19 protein-coding genes are annotated in these 24,962 nt (G+C 69.1%); 14 read left to right on the forward strand and 5 right to left on the reverse strand.

The features are described from left to right. Positions 1 to 91: 91 nt before the first annotated feature. The 7 genes from ACP2AD_RS02805 to ACP2AD_RS02835 all read left to right on the forward strand — a co-directional run bounded on the left by ACP2AD_RS02805 (position 92) and on the right by ACP2AD_RS02835 (position 8,961). A complete protein-coding gene (locus ACP2AD_RS02805; protein WP_425228563.1) occupies positions 92 to 1,522 on the forward strand; it encodes an NAD(P)-dependent oxidoreductase in 1,431 nt (476 codons plus the stop codon). Next, positions 1,519 to 2,109: a DUF2059 domain-containing protein gene (locus ACP2AD_RS02810; protein WP_425228564.1), complete on the forward strand. Its 591-nt coding sequence runs from the start codon at positions 1,519 to 1,521 to the stop codon at positions 2,107 to 2,109. Before ACP2AD_RS02805 ends, ACP2AD_RS02810 begins: the two co-directional genes overlap by 4 nt. Beyond that, entirely contained in the window at positions 2,109 to 6,614 is a 4,506-nt protein-coding gene (gene gltB, locus ACP2AD_RS02815) for a glutamate synthase large subunit (protein WP_425228565.1), read from the forward strand. Before ACP2AD_RS02810 ends, gltB begins: the two co-directional genes overlap by 1 nt. Positions 6,615 to 6,701: 87 nt before the next feature. Continuing rightward, the gene (locus tag ACP2AD_RS02820) at positions 6,702 to 7,145 is read left to right on the forward strand and encodes a hypothetical protein (protein ID WP_425228566.1); all 444 of its coding nucleotides are present in this window, start codon (positions 6,702 to 6,704) and stop codon (positions 7,143 to 7,145) included. 66 nt (positions 7,146 to 7,211) lie between these two features. Continuing rightward, positions 7,212 to 7,883 carry a glutathione S-transferase family protein gene (locus tag ACP2AD_RS02825; RefSeq protein WP_425228567.1) on the forward strand — a complete coding sequence of 224 codons (672 nt, stop codon included), beginning with the start codon at positions 7,212 to 7,214 and terminating at the stop codon, positions 7,881 to 7,883. Beyond that, the gene (locus ACP2AD_RS02830) at positions 7,883 to 8,254 is read left to right on the forward strand and encodes a tRNA-binding protein (protein WP_425228568.1); all 372 of its coding nucleotides are present in this window, start codon (positions 7,883 to 7,885) and stop codon (positions 8,252 to 8,254) included. The genes ACP2AD_RS02825 and ACP2AD_RS02830 overlap by 1 nt, the downstream gene beginning before the upstream one ends. Beyond that, positions 8,254 to 8,961, forward strand: coding sequence for a DUF72 domain-containing protein (locus tag ACP2AD_RS02835; protein WP_425228569.1), 708 nt, complete (start codon positions 8,254 to 8,256; stop codon positions 8,959 to 8,961). Before ACP2AD_RS02830 ends, ACP2AD_RS02835 begins: the two co-directional genes overlap by 1 nt. Here ACP2AD_RS02835 and pepN read toward each other — a convergent pair. Beyond that, complete coding sequence (pepN, locus tag ACP2AD_RS02840) at positions 8,958 to 11,570, reverse strand: aminopeptidase N (RefSeq protein ID WP_425228570.1); 2,613 nt, start codon at positions 11,568 to 11,570, stop codon at positions 8,958 to 8,960. The two genes, ACP2AD_RS02835 and pepN, sit on opposite strands and share 4 nt — an antisense overlap. A 106-nt stretch (positions 11,571 to 11,676) precedes the next feature. On the opposite strand from pepN, the gene ACP2AD_RS02845 reads away from it, so the two are divergent. Together ACP2AD_RS02845 and ACP2AD_RS02850 are read left to right on the forward strand one after the other, a co-directional pair. Beyond that, complete coding sequence (locus tag ACP2AD_RS02845) at positions 11,677 to 13,380, forward strand: M28 family metallopeptidase (protein ID WP_425228571.1); 1,704 nt, start codon at positions 11,677 to 11,679, stop codon at positions 13,378 to 13,380. Between the two features lie 39 nt (positions 13,381 to 13,419). Next, a complete protein-coding gene (locus tag ACP2AD_RS02850) occupies positions 13,420 to 14,244 on the forward strand; it encodes an NAD(P)-dependent oxidoreductase (RefSeq protein WP_425228572.1) in 825 nt (274 codons plus the stop codon). Here the strand turns inward: ACP2AD_RS02850 and ACP2AD_RS02855 are convergent. Further along, entirely contained in the window at positions 14,154 to 15,065 is a 912-nt protein-coding gene (locus ACP2AD_RS02855; RefSeq protein ID WP_425228573.1) for a DMT family transporter, read from the reverse strand. The two genes, ACP2AD_RS02850 and ACP2AD_RS02855, sit on opposite strands and share 91 nt — an antisense overlap. Further along, the gene (locus ACP2AD_RS02860; protein ID WP_425228574.1) at positions 15,062 to 16,063 is read right to left on the reverse strand and encodes a threonine aldolase family protein; all 1,002 of its coding nucleotides are present in this window, start codon (positions 16,061 to 16,063) and stop codon (positions 15,062 to 15,064) included. Before ACP2AD_RS02860 ends, ACP2AD_RS02855 begins: the two co-directional genes overlap by 4 nt. Before the next feature lie 60 nt (positions 16,064 to 16,123). Here ACP2AD_RS02860 and ACP2AD_RS02865 point away from each other — a divergent pair, with 60 nt between their 5' ends. Continuing rightward, positions 16,124 to 17,296, forward strand: a complete 1,173-nt coding sequence (locus tag ACP2AD_RS02865; RefSeq protein WP_425228575.1) for a winged helix-turn-helix domain-containing protein — start codon at positions 16,124 to 16,126, stop codon at positions 17,294 to 17,296. A 71-nt stretch (positions 17,297 to 17,367) separates the two neighbouring features. On the opposite strand, the gene ACP2AD_RS02870 is transcribed toward ACP2AD_RS02865, so the two are convergent. Further along, the gene (locus ACP2AD_RS02870) at positions 17,368 to 17,949 is read right to left on the reverse strand and encodes an NADPH-dependent FMN reductase (RefSeq protein ID WP_425228576.1); all 582 of its coding nucleotides are present in this window, start codon (positions 17,947 to 17,949) and stop codon (positions 17,368 to 17,370) included. A gap of 144 nt (positions 17,950 to 18,093) precedes the next feature. On the opposite strand from ACP2AD_RS02870, the gene ACP2AD_RS02875 reads away from it, so the two are divergent. Continuing rightward, positions 18,094 to 20,193, forward strand: coding sequence for a transglycosylase domain-containing protein (locus tag ACP2AD_RS02875; RefSeq protein ID WP_425228577.1), 2,100 nt, complete (start codon positions 18,094 to 18,096; stop codon positions 20,191 to 20,193). A 127-nt stretch (positions 20,194 to 20,320) separates the two neighbouring features. On the opposite strand, the gene ACP2AD_RS02880 is transcribed toward ACP2AD_RS02875, so the two are convergent. Then, entirely contained in the window at positions 20,321 to 21,475 is a 1,155-nt protein-coding gene (locus ACP2AD_RS02880) for an acyl-CoA dehydrogenase family protein (RefSeq protein WP_425228741.1), read from the reverse strand. Positions 21,476 to 21,661: 186 nt separating this feature from the next. Here ACP2AD_RS02880 and ACP2AD_RS02885 point away from each other — a divergent pair, with 186 nt between their 5' ends. From ACP2AD_RS02885 to ACP2AD_RS02895, 3 genes are all read left to right on the forward strand, one after another. Beyond that, positions 21,662 to 22,693, forward strand: a complete 1,032-nt coding sequence (locus ACP2AD_RS02885) for a fumarylacetoacetate hydrolase family protein (protein ID WP_425228578.1) — start codon at positions 21,662 to 21,664, stop codon at positions 22,691 to 22,693. Continuing rightward, positions 22,690 to 23,595 (forward strand): haloalkane dehalogenase, encoded by a 906-nt coding sequence (locus ACP2AD_RS02890; protein WP_425228579.1) that lies wholly within the window; start codon positions 22,690 to 22,692, stop codon positions 23,593 to 23,595. The genes ACP2AD_RS02885 and ACP2AD_RS02890 overlap by 4 nt, the downstream gene beginning before the upstream one ends. A 61-nt stretch (positions 23,596 to 23,656) precedes the next feature. Continuing rightward, on the forward strand, positions 23,657 to 24,943 hold the full coding sequence (locus ACP2AD_RS02895) for a 3-methyl-2-oxobutanoate dehydrogenase (2-methylpropanoyl-transferring) subunit alpha (RefSeq protein WP_425228580.1): 1,287 nt from the start codon (positions 23,657 to 23,659) through the stop codon (positions 24,941 to 24,943). The last annotated feature ends 19 nt before the right edge of the window (positions 24,944 to 24,962 follow it).

Consider the following 24,962-nt stretch of genomic DNA (forward strand, 5'->3'; position numbering starts at 1 on the left):
TCTGATTAGGTAATGCTTACTGTCTGATTAGCTCCATTTGCGCTGGACTCCGGTCGAAGTTCCTGCATATCGCTCCATTTTGGAGGCGAGTATGGCGGACGGCGAAACGCTTCGATTTGTCGATCGGACACAAGTCTATCCGGCGAAGCGTGCGCCCGGAGAGCGGGCTGGCGACTTTGCTGAGATCGCCGCTCGGTATCCAACACCCGACGCGGAGGCGCAGGCCGGCCGCTGCTCGCAATGCGGCGTCCCCTATTGCACCGTGCACTGCCCGCTCCACAATCACATTCCCGACTGGCTGCGGCTGACGGCGCAGGGACGGTTGCGCGAGGCGTATGAACTGTCGAACGCCACCTCCACCATGCCTGAAATCTGCGGGCGCATCTGTCCGCAGGACCGGCTCTGCGAGGGCAATTGCGTGATCGAATTCACCGGCCACGGCGCAGTGACGATCGGCTCGGTCGAGAAGTTCATCACCGATACCGCCTGGGAACAGGGCTGGGTCGAGCCGCTCGTCGCTGGACGCGCGCGCGGGCAGTCGGTGGCGGTGATCGGCGCGGGACCGGCCGGGTTGACGGCGGCGGAATATCTGCGCGTCGAGGGGTATGAGGTCCACATCTACGACCGGCACGACCGGGCGGGTGGACTGCTTACCTACGGCATCCCCGGCTTCAAGCTGGAAAAGCCGGTGGTGATGCGACGGGTCGAGCGCCTGCGCGATGGCGGCATCGTCTTTCATCATGGCTTCGAGGTCGGCCGTGACGCGACGCTGGACCAGCTGAGGCAGCGCCATGACGCGGTGCTGATCGCAACCGGGGTGTACCGCGCACGGGCAATCGACGTGCCGACCGCGGACGGAGCGCCGGTGGTCGCGGCGCTAGACTATCTGACCGCCTCCAATCGCAAGGGCTTTGGCGACGCCGTGCCTGCGTTCGACGACGGCAGCCTCAACGCGTTCGGCAAGCATGTTGTCGTGATCGGCGGTGGCGATACCGCGATGGATTGCGTGCGCAGCGCCGTCCGCCAGGGTGCGGCGAGCGTGCGCTGCCTTTACCGCCGCGACCGTGCCAACATGCCCGGCTCGCAGCGCGAGGTCGCGAACGCGGAGGAGGAGGGGGTCGAGTTCGTCTGGCTGTCCGCACCCGCCGCGATCGGCGGCGGCAGCGTCGCGGTGCGCCGGATGCGGCTGGGCACGGCGGATGCGAGCGGCAGGCGCACGCCAGAGCACGACCCGGGCGGCGATACGACGATCGACGCCGAGCTGGTCATCAAAGCGCTTGGCTTCGACGCCGAGGACCTGCCGGCGCTGTGGGGCGCCGCCGACCTGCCGGTCACGCGCTGGGGTACGGTGCTGGTCGACGGCGCGACGATGATGACCGCGCTCGACGGCGTGTTCGCGGCCGGCGACATCGTCCGCGGCGCCAGCCTGGTGGTGTGGGCGGTGCGCGACGGCCGCGACGCCGCGGCGAGCATGCATCGGTGGCTGAAGGCGAAGGCGATGGCGGAGAGGAGGGCGGCATGAAGAGGATCGTTGCGACCCTGGCGTCGGTGGCGACGCTGTTCTCGGCGATACCGGCGGCGGCGCAAAAGGCCCCGCCGACGGTCACGGTAGCACCGGACACCGACCCGGCCCGGGTCGCGGCGGCGACAAGGCTGATCGCGCTGATGCACCTCGACGCGACGCTCGATCGCCTCTTCGCGCAGCTGACCCCGGTCTTCGCACAGGGCGTTATCGGCGCATTGTCGGGCGATGAAAGCGGGCGGACGCTGCTCGCCGCACTGGACGCGAAGCCCGACGGGCGTGAGCGCTTCTCGGCGATCCTGTCGCAGGAATATCTCGCCAGCATCCGGCGGCGTTATCCGGAGATCGAACGGGGCGCCGCCGCCGAATATGCCGCCGCGTTCACGCGCGAGGAGCTGGAAGCGATCGCCGCATTTTATAGCTCGGGAGCAGGCGCTAAACTGCTCAGGCTGCAGCCCGAACTCCAGCAGCGCATGTCGGCCCGCGGGCAGGGGCTTGGCCGGGTTGCGGGCGCAGAGGCTGGCGAGCGGGCGGTCACCCGAGCCACGCGCGAGATCCTCGGCCGGACGGATCGACCTGCGACATGATGGCCGATTCACAACGCGCCCGTCTCGCCGCCGAAGGCATGTACCGCCCCGAGTTCGAGGGCGATGCCTGTGGGGTCGGGCTGGTCGCCGCGACCGGCGGCGTGGCCTCGCGCCGCGTCGTCCAGTCCGCAATCGACGCGCTGAAGGCGGTCTGGCATCGCGGCGCGGTCGATGCGGACGGCAAGACCGGCGACGGCGCCGGGCTGCACCTTGATCTGCCGGTGCGCTTCTTCGACGACGCCGTCGCGGCATCGGGGCATCGGGTGCGGCCCAATCGGCTTGCAGTGGGGATGATGTTCCTGCCGCGGACAGACCTCGCCGCGCAGGAGACGTGCCGGACGATCGTCGAAAGCGCGGTGATCGAGGCGGGCTATACCATCTATGGCTGGCGGCAGGTGCCGGTCGACGTCGGCGTGATCGGCACCAAGGCGCAGCTGACCCGGCCCGAGATCGAGCAGCTGATGATCGCCGGGCCGCTGCCCGAAGAGCAATCGGCCGCCGAGTTCGAGAAGACGCTCTACCTCGTCCGCCGCCGCATCGAGAAGCGCGTGATCGCGGCGCAGATTCAGGGCTTCTACGTCTGTTCGCTCAGCTGCCGCTCGATCGTCTACAAGGGTCTGTTCCTCGCGGAGTCGCTGTCGGTCTTCTATCCCGACCTGCAGGACCGCCGCTTCGAGAGCCGCGTCGCAATCTTTCACCAGCGTTATTCGACCAACACTTTCCCGCAATGGTGGCTGGCGCAGCCGTTTCGCTGCCTCGCGCATAACGGCGAGATCAACACGATCCGCGGCAACAAGAACTGGATGCTGAGCCACGAGATCAGGATGGCGTCGATCGCGTTCGGCGAGCAGTCGGAGGACATCAAGCCGGTGATCCCGGCGGGCGCGAGCGATACCGCGGCGCTGGACGCGGTGTTCGAGGCGATCTGCCGCTCGGGCCGCGACGCGCCGACCGCCAAGCTGATGCTGGTGCCTGAATCGCTGGTGGAAGGCGACACGCCCGCCAGCCACGAGGCGATGTACCGCTATCTCGCGTCCGTCATGGAGCCGTGGGACGGCCCCGCGGCGCTGGCGATGACCGACGGCCGCTGGGCGGTGGCGGGGATGGATCGGAACGCGCTGCGGCCGCTGCGCTACACCCGCACCAGCGATGGCCTGCTGATCGTGGGCTCGGAAAGCGGCATGGTGGTGGTGCCCGAGTCCACCGTGGTCGCCAAGGGGCGGTTGGGGCCGGGGCAGATGATCGCGGTCGACCTCGACGCTGGCGAGGTGCTCGATGATCGCGCGGTCAAGGACCGGATCGCGGGCGAGGCGGATTACGCCGCGCGGATCGGCCAGTTCCTGACAATGCGCGATCTACCGACGAATGACTCGGTCGTCCGCTATCCGCGCGCCGAGCTGACACGGCGGCAGGTCGCGGCGGGGCAGACGATGGAGGACATGGAGCTGATCCTGTCGCCGATGGTGGAAGGCGGAAAGGAAGCGGTCGGCTCGATGGGGGACGACACGCCGCTGGCGGTGATCTCCGACAAGCCGCGCCTGATCAGCCAGTTCTTCCGCCAGAACTTCAGCCAGGTGACGAACCCGCCGATCGACAGCCTGCGCGAGCGGCACGTCATGTCGCTCAAGACGCGGTTCGGCAACCTCGCCAACATCCTTGACGCGGAGGAGCGGCGCACCGCGGTACTGGTGCTCGATTCGCCGGTGCTGACAGGGGCGGACTGGACGCGGCTGCAGGCGCATTTCTCGGACGGCGCGCATGTCATCGACTGCACCTTCGACGATGGTGGCGGCCCGGAGAAGCTGCGCGCCGCGATCGCGCGCATCCGCGACGAGGCGGAGGCCGCGGTTCGCCAGGGCAAGAGCGAGCTGTTCCTGACCGACGAGAACGTGTCGGCGGGCCGCGTTGCGATCGCCGGGGTGCTGGCGGCGGCGGCGGTGCACACCCACCTCGTGCGCCGCGGCCTGCGCTCCTATGCCAGTGTCAACATCCGCACCGCCGAGTGCCTGGATACACACTATTATGCAGTACTGATCGGCGTCGGCGCGACGACGGTGAACGCCTATCTGGCCGAGGCGTCGATCGCCGACCGCCACGCGCGCGGGTTGTTCGCCGGGCTGTCACTCGACGAATGCCTGCGCCGCCATCGCGTCGCGGTCGAGGACGGGCTGCTCAAGATCATGTCGAAGATGGGGATCGCGGTGATCTCATCCTATCGCGGCGGCTATAATTTCGAGGCGGTCGGGTTGAGCCGCGCACTGGTCAACGACCTGTTCCCCGGCATGCCTGCGAAGATTTCGGGAGAGGGCTATGCCTCGCTTCATTTGAACGCGACGCTGCGGCACGACTTGGCGTTTGACAGCGCGGTCGCGACGCTGCCGATCGGCGGGTTCTACCGTCAGCGCCAGGGCGGCGAGGCGCATGCCTATTCGGCGCCGCTGATGCACCTGCTCCAGACCGCGGTCGGCAACGACAGCTACACGCAATATCTTCAGTTCAGCCGCGGCGTCGCCGACCTGCCGCCGGTCTATCTGCGCGACCTGCTCCAGTTCAATTTCCCCACCGAGGGCATCCCGATCGATCAGGTCGAGGCGATCACCGAAATCAGGAAGCGGTTCGTCACTCCCGGCATGTCCTTGGGCGCGCTCAGCCCCGAGGCGCACGAGACGCTGGCGATCGCGATGAACCGGATCGGCGCCAAGGCGGTGTCGGGCGAGGGCGGCGAGGACCGGGCGCGCTTCACCCCGCGGGAGAATGGCGACAACGCCAACTCGGTCATCAAGCAGATCGCGTCCGGCCGCTTCGGCGTGACGGCCGAGTATCTCAACGCCTGTGAGGAGATCGAGATCAAGGTCGCGCAGGGCGCCAAGCCCGGCGAAGGCGGTCAGCTGCCCGGCTTCAAGGTGACGGAGTACATCGCCAAGCTGCGTCACGCGACGCCGGGGGTCACGCTGATCAGCCCGCCGCCGCACCACGACATCTACTCGATCGAGGATCTGGCGCAGCTCATCTACGACCTGAAGCAGATCAATCCGCGTGCGCGGGTCTGCGTCAAGCTCGTCAGCTCCGCGGGCATCGGCACCGTCGCGGCGGGCGTCGCCAAGGCGCATGCCGACGTCATCCTCGTATCCGGCCATGTCGGCGGCACCGCCGCATCGCCGCAGTCGAGCATCAAATATGCGGGCACGCCGTGGGAGATGGGGCTGTCCGAGGTCAACCAGGTGCTGACGCTGAACGGCCTGCGCGGACGGGTGCGGCTGCGCGCCGACGGCGGGCTGAAGACCGGGCGCGACGTCGTCATCGCCGCGATCCTGGGCGCGGAGGAGTTCGGCATCGGCACGCTCAGCTTGGTCGCGATGGGCTGCATCATGGTGCGCCAGTGCCATTCCAACACCTGCCCGGTCGGCGTCTGCACCCAGGACGAGCGGTTGCGGGCGAAGTTCACCGGTACGCCGGAGAAGGTCATTAATCTGATGACCTTCATCGCCGAGGAAGTACGCGACATCCTCGCGCGGCTGGGCGTCCGCAGCCTGGACGAGGTGATCGGTCGCACCGAGCTGCTGCGCCAGATCAGCCGCGGGGCGGAGCATCTCGATGACCTCGACTTGAACCCGATCCTCGCCAAGGTCGATGCGAGCGATGCCGAGCGGCGCTTCAGCCTCGCGACCTTCCGCAACGAGGTGCCCGACAGCCTCGACGCGCAGATGATCCGCGACGCCACCAACGTGTTCGATCGTGCCGAGAAGATGCAGCTCGCTTACAGCGTCCGCAACGTCCACCGCGCGGTGGGCACGCGGCTGTCGAGCGAGATCGTGCGCGTCTTCGGCGCAAACCGGCTGGCGGAGGGCCACGTCACCGTCCGCCTGCGCGGGTCGGCAGGCCAATCGCTCGGCGCCTTCCTGGTCCGCGGCGTCAAGCTGGAGGTGTTCGGCGACGCCAACGACTATGTCGGCAAGGGGCTGTCGGGCGGCACCATCGTCGTCCGACCGGCGGTAAGCTCGCCACTTGCCAGCCAGGAGAACGTCATCGTCGGCAACACCGTGCTCTATGGCGCGACCTCGGGCCGGCTGTTCGCGGCGGGCCGCGCGGGCGAGCGGTTCGCGGTCCGCAATTCGGGCGCGACGGTGGTGGTCGAGGGCTGTGGTGCGAACGGCTGCGAGTACATGACCGGCGGCGTCGCGGCGGTGCTGGGCGAGGTCGGGCAGAATTTCGGCGCGGGGATGACCGGTGGCATGGCGTTCGTCCACGACGGTGACGGCAGTTTCGGGCGCCGCGCCAACCCGGACAGCATCGTCTGGCAACGCATCGCCACCGCTCACTGGGAAGCCGCCCTGCGTGGCCTGGTCGAGGAGCACGTCCGCCAGACCGACAGCAAATGGGCCCGCGGGTTGCTTGACGACTGGGCGCGCGCGATCAGCCGGTTCTGGCAGGTCGTACCCAAGGAGATGCTCGATCGGCTGCCCCACCCGCTCGACGAGTTGCCCGCCGCGGTCGCGGCCGAGTAGCCGCCCCCGTTGGATCGGCGCGGCCAAGCTGCTATATCGTCATGGTTTTCGCGGAGTCGTCCGCCCGTTTGCGTTTGCGAGTTTTCCATGCGTGCCGCCCTTGCCGCTCTTGCCCTGACCGCCGTCGCCGCCCCCGCCCCCGCGCTCGCCCAGGGTGCGGATCATCGCCCGCTGCATGTCACGCCGGACCAGGCGGCTGCGGCGCTCGGCAACCCGCTGGTGCAGGAGGCTGCGGCGCGATCGCTGACGCAGCTGGTCGACATCGTCCTCGATACTCACGTCGGCCCCGCCGCGGCGCTGACCGATCGCGCCGAACATATCCGCCCGGCCGACACGCTGGGTGACCTGGTCCGTCGCGACGATCCGCATTTCGACGAGCATCTTTACCGCGACACCCGCCGCTCGCTCGGCACCGCCGCGGCGGTCGCCGGCGGCGCGGCGGCCGAGACCCGCGAATTGAAGCGCACCGCCGACCGCCTCGACGCCGCCCTCGCGCCGCTGATCGCGGCATTGACGACCGCGCAGCGCTGACCGGCTGACCGCGGCGCGCAAGCAAGGCGCTTTCCGCTCGGCCTGCGCTAGCCTAACGCAGCCGCCATGTGGCAGCTTTACCAATTCCCCCTGTGCCCGTTCAGCCGCAAGATCCGCCTGCTGCTGGGGGAAAAGGGCATCGGCTATGAGCTGGTGCGCGAGTCGCCGTGGCAGCGGCGCGACGAGTTCGTCGACATGAACCCTGCCGGACAGACGCCGGTGATGGTCGACGCGACGCGCAACCTGCTCCTGATCGACTCGATGGCGATCGCCGAATATTTCGAGGAGACGGTTGATCGTGCCGCGACGATCAACGGCACGGCGGCGAACCGGGCGGAGATCAGGCGGCTGGTCACCTGGTTCGACACGCAGTTCTTCCGCGACGTGACCGGGCCGCTGTTGTTTGAGCGAATGGAGAAGCGCGTCGCGCACGGTGCCGCCCCCGATGCCAGGGTGCTGCGCGAGTCGATGAAGGCGGCGATTCGGCATCTCGATTATACCGACTATTTGCTCGATCATCGCCAGTGGCTGGGCGGCGCGACGCTGAGCCTGGCTGACCTGGCCGCCGCCGCGCAGATTTCGGTGACCGATTATCTCGGCGGCATCGACTGGAAGGGGCATGAGCAGACCGCGCGCTGGTATCGCGGGCTGAAGAGCCGGCCGAGCTTCCGTCCCTTGCTGAGCGAGCGGATGGAGATGGTCACCCCGCCGCCGCACTACGACAATGTCGATTTCTGATGCACGTCACGCCTGATCCGGCGGCGCCCGCCGCGGCGACGGTCGCGTTCGACGACTGGATGTGCGTCGACATCCGGATCGGAACGGTCTTGTCGGCCGAACCCTTTCCCGAGGCGCGCAAGCCGGCGCTCAAGCTCCGGATCGATTTCGGCCCGGCGATCGGGGTCAAGCGCTCGTCGGCACAGGTGACTGAGCATTACGCGCCCGAGCAGCTGGTCGGGCGGCAGGTCGCGGCGGTGGTCAACTTCCCGCCGCGCCAGATCGGGAAGTTCCTGTCGGAGGTGCTGACACTCGGTTTCCCGGATGGGGATGGCCGGGTGGTGCTGATCGCGCCTGATCAGCGCGTGCCGGACGGCGGCCGCCTGTTCTGATGCGCGTCGGTACCGCCGGCTGGTCGATCCCGGCGGCGGTGCGCGACGCCTTTCCGGACGAGGGCAGCACGCTCACCCGCTATGCCGCGGTGTTCGACACGGTCGAGATCAATTCCAGCTCCTACCGGCCGCACCGCGCCGCGACCTATGCGCGCTGGGCGGCGAGCGTTCCCGACGCCTTCCGGTTCGCGGTGAAGCTGCCGCGCGCGGCGACCCACGACCTGCGGCTGGTCGATTGTGACGAAGTGCTTGCACGATTTCAGGGCGAGATGGCGGGGCTGGGCGCGAAGCGCGGACCCGTGCTGGTCCAGCTGCCGCCAAGCCTCGCCTTCGACGGCGCGACGGCCGGGCGGTTCTTCGACGCGGCGGCCCGCATGCTCGGCGAGTATATCGTCTGCGAGCCGCGGCATGCGAGCTGGTTCGCGCCCGAAGCGGATGCCCTGTTCGCAGCGCACCACGTGGCGCGGGTCGCCGCCGATCCCGCGCGCGTGCCCGAAGCGGCGCTGCCCGGCGGCTGGCGCGGGCTGACCTATGCGCGCTGGCATGGCTCGCCCGCGATCTATCGGTCCGCCTATGAGGACGACGCTTTAGCGCAACACGCCGGTATCGCGCGGGCGGCCGACGACAGCTGGACCTTCTACGACAACACCATGTTCGGCGCCGCAGCGGCCAACGCGCTGGCGCTGAAGGCGCGGCTCGACGCTTAGCCGTTCAGGCTCTTCGAGGCCTGCTCGAACAGGTCCTTCGACACGCCCGGCGCGGCGGCCAGCCGCTCCAGCTCGGCCCGCATCAGCGCGCCGCGGCCTGGATCGAACCGCCGCCAGCGCCCCAGCGGCGGCAGCAGCTTGGCCGCGGTCTGCGGGTTGATCGCGTCAAGCGCGAGCAGCTGGTCGGCCAGCAGGCGGTAGCCTCGGCCGTCGGCGACGTGGAACGCGCGCTGGTTGACCGCAAAGGCGCCGACCAGCGCGCGCGCCCGGTTGGGATTGGCGAGGGTAAAATCGGGGTGGCCCAGCAGCTCCGCGACCGTGCCCGGCGTATCTTCGCGGGTCGATAAAGCCTGCGTCTGGAACCACTTGTCGAGCACCAGCGCGTTGTCTGCATAGCGGTTGTAGAAGATGTCGAGCGCCGCGATGCGCTGATCGGAATCGCCATTCGCCAGCGTCGTCAGCGCGCCTTGGCGATCGGTCATGTTGTCGGCCGCCTCGAACTGGGTGAAGGCGAGCTTGGCGGCGTCCGCGCCGCCCCCCCCTGTTCCCTGGCCCGCGGCGATATATCCGAGCGCGACATTACGCAGGCGGCGGATACCCTTGGCGGCGGGCGTATAGGCGTAAGCTGCTCGCGGACCGTCATATTTCTCCCGCCAGACCGCGTCCAGCCGCTGCCCCAGCGCGCGGCGCAGGCCTTCGCGGGCGCGGGCGATCGCGTCGGGATCGACGGTCGCGAGCTGGTCGCCGATGAAGCTTTCGGACGGCAGCAGGACCGCTTCAGCCACGAACGCCGGGTCGAGCGCCGGATCGGTAGCGGTAGCGCTGACCGCGGCGATCACTGGCTCGATTTCGGCGCGGCCCTCGACCGTCCAGGCGATCAGCGCGTCGAGCATCAGCTGCTGCATCGCCTCGTAGCGCGCGAACGGGTCGTCGTCATGCGCCGACAGGAACGCGAGGTCGGCGGCGGTGCGGTCGCTTTCGATGATGACGGGCGCGGAGAAGCCGCGGTTGATCGACAGGATGGGACGTTCGCCGAGCCCCTCGAACACGATCGTCTGGCTCGGCTCGTCGAGCATGTGAAGGCGTTCCGGGGTCAGCGGCTTTCCCGTCTCCGCGCCGAACAGCCGCAGCTTGAGTGGCAGGACCATCGGCTGCTTGACCGCCTGGCCGGGGGTGGCCGGCAGCGCCTGAGCTAGGCGCAGCGTGGTGCGGCCGCCGTGGCCGTCAAGGCTGGCGGACACGCGCGGCGTCCCGGCTTGGCTGTACCAGAAGCGGAACCGGGTCAGGTCGACGCCGCCGCCCATTTCCATGCAGCGCACGAAATCCTCACAGGTCGCGGCGGTGCCGTCATAGCGGTCGAAATACAGATCGGTCGCGGTGCGGAAGCGCTCCGCGCCGAGGATCGTCGCCATCATGCGGATCAGCTCGGCGCCCTTGTTGTAGATCGTCGCAGTGTAGAAGTTGCTGATCTCCAGATAGCTTTCCGGGCGCACCGGATGGGCGAGCGGGCCGGCATCCTCCGGGAACTGTGCGGCGCGCAGACCCCGGACGTCCTCGATCCGCTTGACCGCGGCCGAGCCCTGGTCGGCGGAGAAGCCCTGGTCGCGATAGACGGTGAAGCCCTCCTTCAGCGAGAGCTGAAACCAGTCGCGACAGGTGACCCGGTTGCCCGACCAGTTGTGGAAATATTCATGCGCGACGACCGCGGCGATGGCGTCGTAATCATAGTCGGTCGCGGTGTCGGGATCGGCGAGGATGTAGCGGCTGTTGAAGATGTTGAGCCCCTTGTTCTCCATTGCGCCGAAGTTGAAGTCGTCGACCGCGACGATGTTGAAGACGTCGAGGTCGTATTCGCGGCCATAAACGCGCTCGTCCCACGCCATCGCCAGCTGCAGCGCGTGAAGCGCGTGGTTCGTCTTGGGCAGGTCGGCGGCGCGCACCCAGATGCCCAGCTGCACCGCCCGCCCCGAGCGGGCGGTGAAGGTGGCGCGGTTCGCCTGTAGATCGCCCGCGACCAGCGCGAACAGATAACAGGGCTTGGGGAACGGATCGCGCCATTCCGCCCAGTGGGTGCCGTCGGCGTGGTCGCCCGCCGCCACCGGATCGCCGTTGGCGAGCAGGATCGGGTAGCGCTTCTTGTCCGCGGTCATCTTCACCCGGTAGCGGGTGAGGACGTCGGGACGGTCGGGAAAGAAGGTGATGCGGCGGAAACCCTCGGCCTCGCATTGGGTGCACAGGTTGCCGCCCGAGGCATAGAGCCCCATCAGCTGGGTGTTCTTGTCGGGGGCGAGCGTGACGGCGATCTCGACGTCGTGAACGTCGAGATCGGTCTCGATCACCAAGTCGTCGCCCTCCATCCGCCAGCGCGCATCCCCGCCCGGGCCACCCCGCAGCCGGACGTAATCGGGGCGGATGCCGTCACCGTTGAGGCGCAGCGGGGTGCCGGTCGGCATGTTCGGCGCCAGTTCGACGTGGAGCACCGATCTGACCACCGTTCGGGCGGCGTCGAGCGCGAAATCCAGCTCGGCCGCCGGCACCAGCCAATCGGGTGGCGCATAATCCTCGCGGCGAACGACGGAAGGCGTGCTGATGCTCTGCTGCATATCCATAGGCGCGATATACGCGGGAAGGCGCGGCTTGCATGTACAATCGCTGCCGCTTTGCGCGTCGGATCGGCGCTGCTAGGCGCACGGCACAATATCAAAAGGATTGGGGATGCTTCGTCTTTCCGCCGCTGCTTTGGCGCTCCTCGCCGGGACCGGCATTGCCCAGACCACGCCGGTGCCCACGCCCACGCCGACGCCCATGCAGGCGCCGCTCGTCGCACCGCCCGCGGCCGACCCCGTCGCCATCAACACCCGCGTCAACGCCGCGCTGCCGCCCGATCAGGCGGCGATGAAGGCGCATGTCCTGTTCCTCTCGTCCGATGCGATGCGCGGACGCGAGGCGGGCTCTCACGAGTTCGACATCGCCGCCCAATATGTCGCCGCGCAATTCTATGCGGCCGGGCTGCGGCCGGGCGGTGACGATGCGGGGTATCTGCAGCGGGTGCCGCTGACCAGCTATCTGCTCGACGGGACACCGGCCGCGAGCTGGGCGCCCAGCCGTGCGGCGGCGCAGCCGCTGACGATCGGCGAGGACTTCATCGCGAGCGCTAACGGCGCACGCACCGAGACGAGCGTCAGCGCGCCGGTCGTGTTCGTCGGCTATGGCATCGATGCGCCGACACTCGGCGAGGACGATTATGCAGGTGTCGACGTGCGCGGCAAGATCGTCGCGGTGGTCCAGGGCTCGCCCGCCAGCCTTGGCGGTGAGGAGCGCGCGTTCTTCGGCTCGGCGGGGACGAAGGCGGCGATCGCCGAGCGGCACGGCGCGGTCGGCGTAATCACGGTATCTACCCGGGCCGTCGGCGTGGGACCGGGGCCGGTGCGGCCGATGCGCGCGAGCTTGACGAGGATGACCTGGGCGCGGCCCGACGGCACGGGGCGGACCGACGCGCCCGGCGCGCCGGTCCTTGGGACACTGACCGCGTCTGGCGGGGCGAAGCTGTTTGGTGCAGGCTGGGCGCAGATCACCGCCGCGGCCGCCGCAACAGCGCCGCATTACCCGACGCTACGCCCCGCGGGCGTGCTGACGGTGCAAAGCCGCACCGCCTTCACCCCGGGCGCGAGCAGCAATGTCATCGGGGTCATACCCGGCAGCGACCCAGCCCTGCGCGATGAGGTGGTGATCCTGTCGGCGCACCTCGACCATATCGGCGTGAACCCGAACGCAACCGGCGATCAGATCAACAACGGCGCGCTCGACAACGCGATCGGCATCGCCAGCCTGATTGAAGAAGCGAAGCGCTTTGCCGGGTCGGGCTCGCCGCCCAAGCGCACGATCATGTTCCTGGCGGTGACCGGCGAGGAGAAGGGACTGGTCGGCTCCGACTATTTCACCAACCACCCGACGGTGCCGCTCGACCGCATCGTCGCCGACGTGAACCTCGACATGCCGATCCTGACCTATCGGTTCGAGGACATGATCGTCTATGGTGCGGATCGCACGACGCTTGGACCCATCGTGCGGCGCGCGGTGGAGCGTGCGGGCGTTGGCATGTCGCCCGATCCGATGCCGGAGCAGGGCATCTTCGTGCGTTCCGACCATTTCCGTTTTGTGCAGAAGGGCATTCCGGCGGTGTTCCTGTGGCCCGGCCAGCGCGGACCCGGCCGCGAAGCGGTCGCGGCGTTTATGGGCCGCTGCTATCACCGCCCGTGCGACGAGCTGGCGCAGCAGCCGATCCTGTGGGACCAAGGCGTGCGCTTTGTCGACGTCAACTATCGCATCGCGCGCGAGGTGGCCGACGGCCCGACCCGGCCGGTGTGGAACCGGGGGGATTATTTCGGGACGCTTTACCGGGGAACGATGGGACGGTGAGTCCGTCGTTGCGCTTCTGAGAACGGGTGATTCTGTCGGGTGCGCCTGCTCATCTTCGGGCTCGGCTATAGCGCCGGGCGCATTGCGGCGCAGGCCGCGCGACGGGGCGCGGTGATCGACGCGACCACGCGCGACGGGCGTGAAGGCACGCTGACGTTCGACAACCAGCGAGCGGTGCGGGGCGCGCTCGGCGCGGCGACGCATGTGCTATCCTCCGTCCCCCCCGACCCTGACGGCGATCCGGTGCTGAACTGCTATGGCGATGTGCTCGGGACCAAGTGGCTGGGTTATCTCTCCTCGACCGGCGTGTATGGCGACACCGGCGGCGCGTGGGTGGACGAGAGCGCGGCAATCGGCGGTCGGCGGCCGACGCGCGCAGCCGCCGACGTGGCGTGGCTGGAGCGCGGCGCACGGGTGTTCCGGCTGCCGGGCATCTATGGGCCGGGCCGGTCGGCGCTCGACCGGGTGGCGGCCGGGGCGGCGCATCGCGTTGGGGGGGAGGGCGTCTTCTCGCGCCTCCACGTCAACGATCTGGCGGCGGGGGTGGTGGCGGGGTTCGACGCGCCGCCGGGCGCCTATAACCTCGCCGACGACCACCCTGCGCCGCACGATGCTGTGATCGACTTCGCGGCGGCGCTGCTTGGGGTCGTGCCGCCGCCGGTCGTTGGGCTGGACGCGCTGACGCCGGCCGCGCGCGGGTTCCATGCGGAGAACCGGCGGGTGGCGAACGCAAAGGCGAAGCGCGTGCTCGGCTGGACCCCGCGCTATCCCGACTATCGGGCAGGTCTGCGGGCGGTCAGCGCGATCACCAGCCCGACCGCGGCCAGCGCCGCCCCGCCCACCGCCAGCACGCCCCAGCGATAGCCTTCGAACAGCGTCGACAGCGTCATTGCAATCACCGGCACGATGATGCTGCTGTACGCCGCCTTGGCCGGCCCGATCATGCGCAGCACGGTGTAATAGAGCGGGAAGGCGAGCGCGCTGGCAGCAAGCGCGAGATAGGCGACGCCCGCGATATAGCCGAGCCGCCACTCGATCACCGGGGGCCCCGTGAGCGCCCAGGCAAAGGCGGCGTCTACAGCCGCGCCGATCGCCATCGACCAGGCGACGGTGGCGTAGAGCGGATAGCGTTTTGCGGTCGCGGTCGCCTGCAGCACATTGGCGGTCGACGCCGCCATGATCGCACACAGTGCCAGCGCGATGCCGGTCAGCGACGCGCCCGACCCGCGCGGATCGGCGCGGAGCTCGTGCACGAACAGCAGCGCGACCCCCGTCATCGCGACCGCCGAGCCGAGCAGCAGCTGCCGTCCCAGCCGCTGACCGAGGAAGACGCGGGCCATCAGCGCATTGGGAATGAGGAGCAGCGCAAAGGTGACCGCGACCAGTCCTGAGGTGATCCACCGTTCAGCCTGATAGACGAAGTTGAAGTTGAGGCAGAATTGCGCAAGCCCGTTGGCAGCCGCGAAGAAATAGCCGCGCGCGTCGAGACGAAACCGCTCGCCGCGCCACGCCGCATAGCTGCCGAGCGCCATCGCGGCGAGCGCGAAGCGGTAGGCGACGGACCATTGCGGGGGCACCACGCCCAATTGCCCGCGAATGACGATCCAGGTCGACCCCCAGATCAGCGTGACGATCGCGAACGGCAGCAGGATCGCGAGCCGGGTCGAGTTGGGTGCGGTGCTCACAGCCGGGCGATGGCGTCGGCCAGCTGCGCGACGACAGCCTCGTTGCTGTCCCATGCCGTGACGAGCCTGATCTCGCCTGGCGCCCAGTCGTAGAAATCGAACCCCTGCGTACGCAACGCCGCCGATTCTGCCGGCGTGGCGCGGAGGAACAGCTCGTTGGCCTCGACCGGGTGGACCAGGCGCTGCCCCGCCGCGGCGGCGAGCGTCGTGGCACGCGCGTTGGCGGCGCGGCCGAGGTCAAGCCAGAGGTCCTCCTCCAGCATCGCGAGCAGCTGCGCGGCGAGGTAGCGGCCCTTCGACAGCAGCAGCCCGGCGCGCTTGCGGCGGCGCCGCGCCTGGGCGGCGAGCGCCGGGTCGAAGAAGACCAGCGCCTCTGCCGACATGCCGCCATTCTTGACGAAGCCGAACGACAAGGCGTCGACGCCAGCGCGCCAGGTCAGGTCGGCGGGGTGCACGCCGGTGAACGCGACCGCGTTCGCGAACCGCGCGCCGTCCATGTGCAGTCCCCAGCCGTGCGCCTTGCACAGCGCGCCGATCGTCGCGACCTCCTCGGCGCGATAGCTGAGGCCATATTCGGTGGCGTTGGTCAGCGACACGGCCGCCGGCTGGACCCGGTGGACGTCATCAACGATCGCGCCGGCGACCGCGGCGATGCCATCGGGGGTGAGCTTCGCGCCGGGACCTTCGGCCAGCATCAGCTTGGCGCCGCCGGTGTAGAACTCGGGCGCCCCCGCCTCGTCGTTCTGGATATGCGCGTCGCGGTGGCAGATCACCCCGCCCCAGGGCGGGCATAGCGCGCCCAGCGCCAGGCAGTTGGCGGCGGTGCCGGTCGGGACCCACAGCACCGCGACCGCGGTCTCGAACAACGCGGAAAAGGCGGCGTCCAGCGATTGTGACCAGCGGTCGCCATCATAGGCGGTGTCCAGCGTATTGGCGCGGCCGAGCGCGTCGAGCACGCGCGGGTGCACCGCGGCGGCATTGTCACAGAAGAAGCGCATGCGCCGCGCTGTAGGGAGAGCGGGCTTGCGGTCAACGCCCGTCCCGCTCACCAACACCCGGTGGCCGAACGCCTGACCCCGACCCTGACCCTCGCCCAAGCCCGCCGCATTGCGATCGCGGCGCAGGGGCTGGATCGCGCGCGGCCCGCTCTCGTCACGGGAGGCGCGCTGCTGCGTACCGTCGAGCGGCTCAGCCTGTTCCAGATCGATTCGGTCAACGTCGTTGCGCGGGCACATTACCTTCCCGCCTTTGCGCGGCTCGGCGGGTACGACCGGGCACTGCTCGATCGTCTGGCCTGGGGGCCGCGGCGCGCGCGGCGGCTGTTCGAATATTGGGCGCACGAGGCATCGCTGCTGCCGCTCGACCTGCATCCGCTGCTGCGCTGGCGGATGGCGGCGGCGGACCGGGGGGAGAGCGGCTGGGGCTCGCTGCGCGCCTATGCCGGTGAGCGGCGGAGTGAAGCGATGGCGCTGCGCGACCGGATCGGGCGCGATGGGCCGCTTGCCGCGTCCGACATCGAGCAGCGGTCGGGTGCTGGCGGATGGTGGACGTGGAGCGACGCCAAGCGGGCGCTGGAATGGCTTTTCTGGGCAGGGCATTTGACGACGGCGACGCGGCGCGGGAGCTTCGAGCGGGTGTACGACCTTACCGAGCGGGTGATCCCGCCCGCGGTGCTGGCGCTGCCGACGCCCTCGCCGGCGGCGGCGCGGCGGGCACTGGTCGAGCGGGCGGCGCGCGCGCTGGGCATCGCGACCGAGCCGTGCCTGCGCGATTACTTCCGGCTCTCCCCAGGCCAATCGCAAGCGGCGGTGGCGGCGCTGGTCGCCGACGGCGTGCTGATCCCGGCGTGCGTCCCCGGTTGGAGCGAGCACGCCTACCTCCACCGCGATGCGCGACGTCCGCGGCGGGTAAACGCCCGCGCACTGCTGGCGCCGTTCGATCCGCTGGTCTGGGAGCGGACGCGCGCAGAGCGGCTGTTTGGCTTCCGCTACCGGCTGGAGATCTACACGCCGGCGGCAAAACGAGTGCACGGCTATTATGTCCTGCCCTTCCTGCTCGGTGACCGGTTGCGCGCGCGTGTCGACCTTAAAGCGGACCGGGCGGCGGGGCGGCTGCTGGTGCGGCAGGTGACGCTGGAGCCGGACGCGCCGGGGGAGACGATGCGCGAGTTGGACGCCGAGCTGGACGTGATGGCGGGGTGGCTAGGGCTGCCGGGGACGTCACGGGCGTAGATTCCGTGACGTCGAACGGGTCGGCTGCGCCGCCCGCCGGCCGTCCTCGACCGTCTCGCACTTAGCTTGCGCTAAGTGCGTGCGGACGGCGACGCCAGAGGGGCAAAGCGCGCAACCTGACGCCCGATGCGCTGCAGCTGCTCCACGACCACCGGATCGCTGGCGCCGCCTTCGTCGTCGAACTTCGTCTCCTGCGTGTTGATCGCCGCCGCGAAGGGCGTCGGCCAACCCCGCAGCGCGTGGACGATCGAGCGCAGCGCGGCGATCGTGCTCCCCGTCGCCTGCCAGCCGAAGGCGGTCGCGATCAGCCCCACGGGCATGTCGGCCAGGTAGGGCCGCGTGTCGCGTGCGGTCTCTTCCAGCAGGTCGAGCGCGTTCTTGACCAGCCCGGACAGCGAGCCGTGATAGCCGGGGCTGGCGATGATCACGGCCGAGGCCTCCCGCACCGCATTGACGAACGCCCGCTCGGGTTCGGTACGCTCGGTCGCGCGCGGGTCGTAGAGCGGCAGCCGCGCCATGTCCCCCCCGCCGAACAGCCTGGTGCGGAAGCCTTCGGCCGCCGCCGCTTCCAGCGCGATGCGCAGCGCCCGTTCGGTCGATGAGGCCGCGCCGATGGTACCGCCGATGCCGACAACAAGGGGAGGAGAGGACATGTCGCCTCATTGCGCAGCCTTGTGCGAAATGACAGGCCTTCCATCGCGCGGCACCGGTCCCTATTTGCTTGCCGAGTTGCCGGCTGTATTAGAACGATAGCACACGTAGTCACCGACCGCCGGAGCGATCCCACGCACCCCAACATGGCCCCTTATGATCGCCTTCCGCCCGCTGCTCGCGTGCGCCACGCCTATGACCGGGTCATTGATGCCGTGCCCGCGGCGCCCGAGCGGCTGTGGGCGACCGATGGCGAGGACGATACGCTCTACCCCGCCGTCGATCGGCCGGTGTCGCGGCGCCATCGCTGGCTGCGGTGGCTTGTGCGGGGGGTGGCCGCAGGAATACTCCTGCTGGTGGTGGCGATCGTCTGGCTGGCGATCACCGCGCCCCTGTCGCGCTCGCTGCAGCCGCCGGCGCCGCCGTCGATCACGATCACCGATGCCGACGGCAATCCGATCGCCCGGCGAGGCGCGATCATCGGCGCGCGGGTCGATGCGGCGACGCTGCCCAGGCACGTCACCGACGCCTTTGTCGCGATCGAGGACCGGCGCTTCTATTCGCACTGGGGCGTCGACCCGCGCGGCATCGCGCGTGCGCTGTTCCACAACGCCACCACCGACGAGCGCAACCAGGGTGCCAGCACGATCACGCAGCAGCTGGCGAAGAACGCCTTTCTCGACAGCGATCGCACCGTCGGGCGCAAACTGCGCGAGGTGATGATCGCCTTTTGGCTGGAGGCGCGGCTTTCGAAGAACGAGATCCTGTCGCGCTATCTGTCGAACGTCTATTTCGGTGACAACGTCTATGGCCTGACCGCGGCCGCGCAGCATTATTTCGGACGGACGCCGCAGCAGCTCAGCATCGGCCAGGCGGCGATGCTGGCGGGGCTGGTCAAGGCGCCGTCGCGGCTCGCGCCCACGTCGAACCTGGACGGCGCGCGGCGGCGGCAGGTGGTGGTGGTCGCGGCGATGGCGGAGGCGGGGTTCATCACCCCGGATCAGGCGGCGGCGGTGCAGCCGCAGCGTGTTCTTCCCGCCCGCCCCGACGCGCTGCCGACGGGCACCTATTTCGCGGATTGGGTGCTGCCCGAGGCGCGCGAGGTCTCCGGCGAGCATGAAGGCGCGTTCGGCGGCGACGTGCAGGTCCGCACCACGCTCGACCGGCGGCTGCAGCGGCTGGCGGAGGCGGCCGTGCGCCGTTCGGGGCTCCGCCAGGCGCAGGTCGCGCTGGTGGCGATGCATCCCGACGGCCGCGTTGTCGCTATGGTGGGCGGCAAGGATTACCGCGCCTCCACCTTCAACCGCGCGACGCAGGCGCGGCGCCAGCCGGGCTCTGCGTTCAAGCTGTTCGTCTATCTGGCGGCGCTGCGCAGCGGCATGACCCCCGATTCGACGGTCGACGACAGCCCGCTCGACTGGGCGGGGTGGCGGCCGCACAATGACGACAACCGCTATCTCGGCCCGATCAACCTGCGCCGCGCCTTTGCGCGCAGCTGCAACGTCTGCGCGGCGCGGCTGACGCAGCAGGTCGGCGTGCGCTCGGTGATCCGGGCGGCACGCGACCTCGGCATCTCGACCCCGATCGCTAACGAGGCGACGATCAGCCTCGGCACCTCGCAGGTGTCGCTGCTGGAGTTGACGGCCGCCTATGCCGCGGTTGCGAGCGGCGAATATCCGGTCCATCCGCATGGGGTGACGGCGGCGCGCGAGCGGGGCTGGCTGGAGCAGTTCACGGCGCGTCCCTCGACCATCCCTGCCGACGTCGAAAGCGGGATGAAGGCGCTGCTCGATTCGTCGCTCAACCGCGGCACCGGGGTCGAGGCGGCGCTATCGGTGCCCGCCTGGGGCAAGACGGGGACGACGCAGGACGGGCGCGACGCGCTGTTCATCGGCTGGGCGCGCGACCTCGTGGTGGGCGTCTGGGTCGGCAACGACGACAACACCCCCAATCCGGGGCTGCACGGCGGCGGCGTGCCGGCGCGGCTGTGGGGCAGCTTCATGGCGCAGGCGCTTGGGGTCCAGACCCGCGCGGCGCAGCATGCCGCTGCGGCGGCGACGGACGACACGGAGGCGACCGGCAATGACAGCGCCGGCGCGCTCAATATCACGGGCACGCTGGAAGGACTGGGCCTCGACGTCCATATCGGCCGCGACGGCGTCACGCTGGGCAAGGACGACCGCCGCCGCGACGACCCGCCGCCCCCCCCGGCCAGGGACGAGCGGCGGCCAGAAGACGAGCGGTAGCAAGGGTTCGGTTCCCCGGTCTCCTCGTCACCTCGGCCTTGAGCCTGGGACAAACGTGCCGCAAAGATGACGTAGCGGGGCACGCGGCAGTTCAATGCCGGGTTGAGCCCGGCATGACGGAAGCAGCTTACAGCTTTCGCCCGATGACCTCCTTCATGATCTCACTCGTCCCCCCGTAGATCCGGCTCACCCGCGCCCCGCGCCACATCCGCGCGATCGGGTATTCATTCATGTATCCCGCGCCGCCGTGGAGCTGGAGGCACTTGTCCATCACCTCCCATTGCAGCTCGGTGTGCCACAGCTTCGCCGCCGCGCCCTCCTCGTTGGTCAGCTCGCCCTTCAGGTGCCGGGCGATCGCCCAGTCCAGATGCGCCCAGCCGACCTGCAGCTTGGCCTTGAGGTCCGCCAGCACGAAGCGGGTATTCTGGAAGTCGATCACCATGCCGGCGAACGCCTTGCGCGTCCGCACGAACTCGACCGTGTCATCGAACGCCCGCTGCGCGCTGGCATGCACCCCCACCGCGATCGACAGCCGCTCCTGCGGCAGCTGGCTCATCAGATAGATGAAACCCTTGCCCTCCTCGCCCAGGCAGTTGGTGATCGGCACGCGGACGTCGTCGAAGAACAGCTCGGACGTGTCGGCGGCGTCCTGCCCGATCTTGTCCAGCTTGCGGCCGCGCCGGAAGCCGTCGCGGTCCGCTTCGACCAGGATGATCGACATGCCCTTGTAGGCCGGCTTGGCGTCGGAATCGGTCTTGGCGACGACCAGCACCAGATCGGCGTTCTGGCCATTCGTGATGTAGGTCTTGGAGCCGTTGACGACGTAGTGATTGCCGTCCTTCTTCGCGGTCGTCCGTATCGCCTGAAGGTCGCTGCCGGTGCCCGGCTCGGTCATTGCGATCGCGGTGATCGTCTCGCCGGAGACGAGGCGCGGCAGCCATTCCTGCTTCTGCTCCTCCGAGCCGTAGTGCGCGATATAGTCGCAGACGATGTCCGACTGGAGCGAGAAGCCGGCCGGCACGCCGTTATAACTCATCTCCTCGTCGACGATCGCGTTATAGCCGAAGTCGAGCCCCAGTCCGCCATAGGCCTCCGGCACGGTCGGGCAAAGCATCCCGATCTCCCCCGCCTTGCGCCAGAAATCCTTGGGCACCAGCCGGCTCTGTTCCCAGTCGTTAACGTGCGGCACGCCCTCCTTTTGCAGGAACGACCGCACGGTCTGGCGGAACGCCTCGTGGTCGGGGGTGTAGGCAAAGCGGCCGGCGATTTCGTCGAGCGTCAGCATGTCAATCTCCTTTGCGACGCGTGGTGCCGGGTCCGACCGCCCTTCGTCAAGCGAACAGAACAAAAGTTATGGTGTCGCGCGTGGCGATCCGGCGGGCCGTGCATCCGCCCCCGAACCCTCCCCGGCCCTAACCTTGCAGGGAGGGGTGGTTCGGGTAAGGCTTGCCGCCCAAGGAGAGCGCGCATGAAACTGGCCAGCCTCAAGCAGGGCCGCGACGGGCGGCTCGTCGTCGTGTCGGATGACCTCGCCTGGTATGCCGACGCCACGCATATCGCGCCGACGTTGCAGGCGGCGCTCGACGGCTGGGACCGGATGCTGCCCGACCTGCAGGTGCTGGCGACCGATGTGCGTAACCAGGCGATCCCGCTGAAACGCTTCCACGAGCACGACGCCGCCTCGCCGCTGCCGCGCGCCTACCAATGGGCGGACGGCTCGGCTTACGTGAACCATGTGGCGCTGGTGCGGCAGGCGCGCGCGGCGGAGATGCCCGACAGCTTCTGGCATGATCCGTTGATGTATCAGGGAGGGTCGGACGGCTTTCTTGGGCCCCGCGATCTCATTCCCCTCGCCGACGAGAGCTGGGGCTGCGACCTGGAGGCGGAAGTGGTGGTGGTCACCGGCGACGTGCCGCTAGGCGCCGCGCGTGAGGAGGCGCTGGCGGCCATCCTGCTGGTCGGCCTGACCAACGACGTCTCCTTGCGCAACCTCATCCCCGGTGAGCTGGGCAAGGGCTTCGGCTTCTTCCAGTCAAAGCCCGCCAGCGCGTTCAGCCCCGTGTTCGTGACGCCCGATGCGCTCGGCGACTGGTGGCACGACGGCAAGCTCCACCGCACGCTGATGGTCGATCTCAACGGTGCGCCGTTCGGCCGCGCCGACGCGGGCGAAGACATGACGTTCGATTTCGGCACGCTGGTCGCGCACGCCGCGAAGACACGCCGGCTCGGCGCGGGGACGATCGTCGGCTCGGGCACGGTCAGCAACCGCGACGCCGGCGGCGGCCCGGGCAAGCCGATCAGCGAGGGCGGCGTCGGCTATTCCTGCCTGGCGGAGGTCCGCACCGTCGAAACGATCGCGACCGGCAAGCCGGTGACCCCCTTCCTGAAGCACGGCGACACGGTGCGCATCTGGGCAGAGGACGACAAGCACCACTCGATCTTCGGCGCGATTGAACAGGTGGTGGGCGAGCAGGTGGTGGGCAAGGGAGAAGCGGCATGATCGAGGCGCTGCGCACCCCGGACGAGCGGTTCGCCGCGGTGCCGGATTTTGACTTTCCCGTCCGCTATGTCGACGACCTGCCCGGGTACGAAGGCTTGCGCGGCGCCTATGTCGATGCCGGCCCTGCGGAGACGCAGCGCACCTTCCTCTGTCTGCACGGCGAGCCGAGCTGGTCCTTCCTCTATCGCAAGATGATCCCCGTTTTTCTGAAGGCCGGCGCGCGGGTCGTCGCGCCCGACCTGTTCGGATTTGGCAGGTCGGACAAGCCGGTGCGCGAGGCGGACTACAGCTTCGCCTGGCACCGCGCCTATCTCCTCGCGCTGGTCGAGCGGCTCGACCTGCGACGGATCACGCTGGTGGTGCAGGACTGGGGCGGGCTGCTCGGGCTGACGCTGCCGGTCGACCCCGGTTTCGCGGCGCGGCTGGAACGGCTGATCGTGATGAACACCGCGCTTGCCGTCGGGGTTTCGCCGGGGCCGGGGTTCGAGGCGTGGAAGACCTATGCGCTGTCGACCCACGACCTGCCGGTCGGCGACATTATCGCACGCGGGACGCCGCAGATAACGCCTGCGGAGAAGGCGGCCTATGACGCGCCCTATCCCGACGCGACCTACAAGGCGGGCGCGCGGGTCTTCCCCGCCCTGGTGCCGGTGACGCCAGAGATGGACGGCGCGGCGGTGTCGCGCGAGGCGATGGGGTTCTGGTCCGGGCGCTGGACGGGCAAGAGCTTCATGGCGATCGGCGACGCCGACCCGGTGCTGGGGCCGCCCGCCATGCAGGCGTTGCGCAAGGTCATCCGCGGTTGTCCCGAGCCGATGATCATCGCGGGCGGCGGCCATTTCGTGCAGGAATGGGGCGAGCCGATCGCGCGGGCGGCGCTCGAGAGTTTCAACGCCGCTTGAAATAATCTTGCGCGGAGCCGAAGGAGCCGCGCAGGCGTTGCGTCTGTCGAGAGGAGTGCCGATGGCGGACGTCCAGTCGCGCCCGAACCTGCCCAAGTTGAGCCTGCATGTGCCCGAGCCCAAGTTCCGGCCAGGCGATGCGGTCGACTTCACCGAGGTGGAGGTGCCCGCCGCCGGCAGCGTCCGCCGCCCCGACACCGCCGCCCCCGCCCGTGATTTCACCGATCTCGTCTACACGCTGGTGCGCGTGCTCGACGAGGAGGCGCACGCGGTGGGCCCGTGGGACCCGAAGCTGTCGCCCGACCAGCTCCGCCGGATGCTGCGCGCGATGGCGCTGCTGCGCGCGTTCGACGAGCGGATGTTCCGCGCCCAGCGCCAGGGCAAGACCAGCTTCTACATGAAGGCGACGGGCGAGGAGGCGGTGGCGGTGCCCCAGGCCTTCGCGCTCGACCCCGACGACATGTGCTTCCCGTCCTATCGCCAGCAGGGGCTGCTGATCGCGCGCGGCTATCCGCTGGTCGAGATGATGAACCAGATCTACTCCAACAAAGGCGACAAGCTGCAGGGCAAGCAGCTGCCGATCATGTATTCGGCGAAGGACCACGGCTTCTTCTCGATCTCTGGCAACCTCGCGACGCAGTTCCCGCAGGCGGTCGGCTGGGCGATGGCGTCCGCGGCAAAGGGCGACACGCGGATCGCCGCGGTGTGGTGTGGCGAGGGATCGACGGCCGAGGGCGATTTCCACTCCGCCTGCACGTTCGCCAGCGTCTATCGCGCGCCGGTAATCCTCAACGTCGTCAACAACCAGTGGGCGATCAGCAGCTTCTCGGGCTTCGCGGGCGCGGAGGCGACCACCTTTGCGGCGCGTGCGGTCGGCTATGGCATCGCCGGCTTGCGCGTCGACGGCAACGACGCGCTGGCGGTCTATGCTGCGACTGCCTGGGCGGCGGAGCGGGCGCGGACCAACCAGGGGCCGACGCTGATCGAGCACTTCACCTATCGTGCCGAGGGGCACTCCACGTCGGACGATCCAACACAATACCGCTCGGCTGGCGAGCCCAACGCCTGGCCGCTCGGCGACCCGATCCGGCGGCTCAAGGACCACCTGATCGCGTTGGGCGAGTGGGACGAGGAACGTCACGCCGCGCAGGACAGGGAGTTGGCCGAACAGGTTCGGGCCGATCAGAAGGAGGCCGAGAAGAACGGCATCCTCGGCCACGGCCTCCACCAGCCGCTCGACACGCTGTTCGACGGCGTGTTCGAGGAGATGCCTTGGCATCTGCGGGAGCAACAGGCGCAGATGATGGCGGAAGAACAGGCGAGCGGACGGCCATGGGCGCGGAAGTGACTGACGTTGCGGGGGAGGC

It is taken from the genome of Sphingomonas sp., from assembly GCF_965248875.1.
Taxonomy (GTDB): domain Bacteria; phylum Pseudomonadota; class Alphaproteobacteria; order Sphingomonadales; family Sphingomonadaceae; genus Sphingomonas.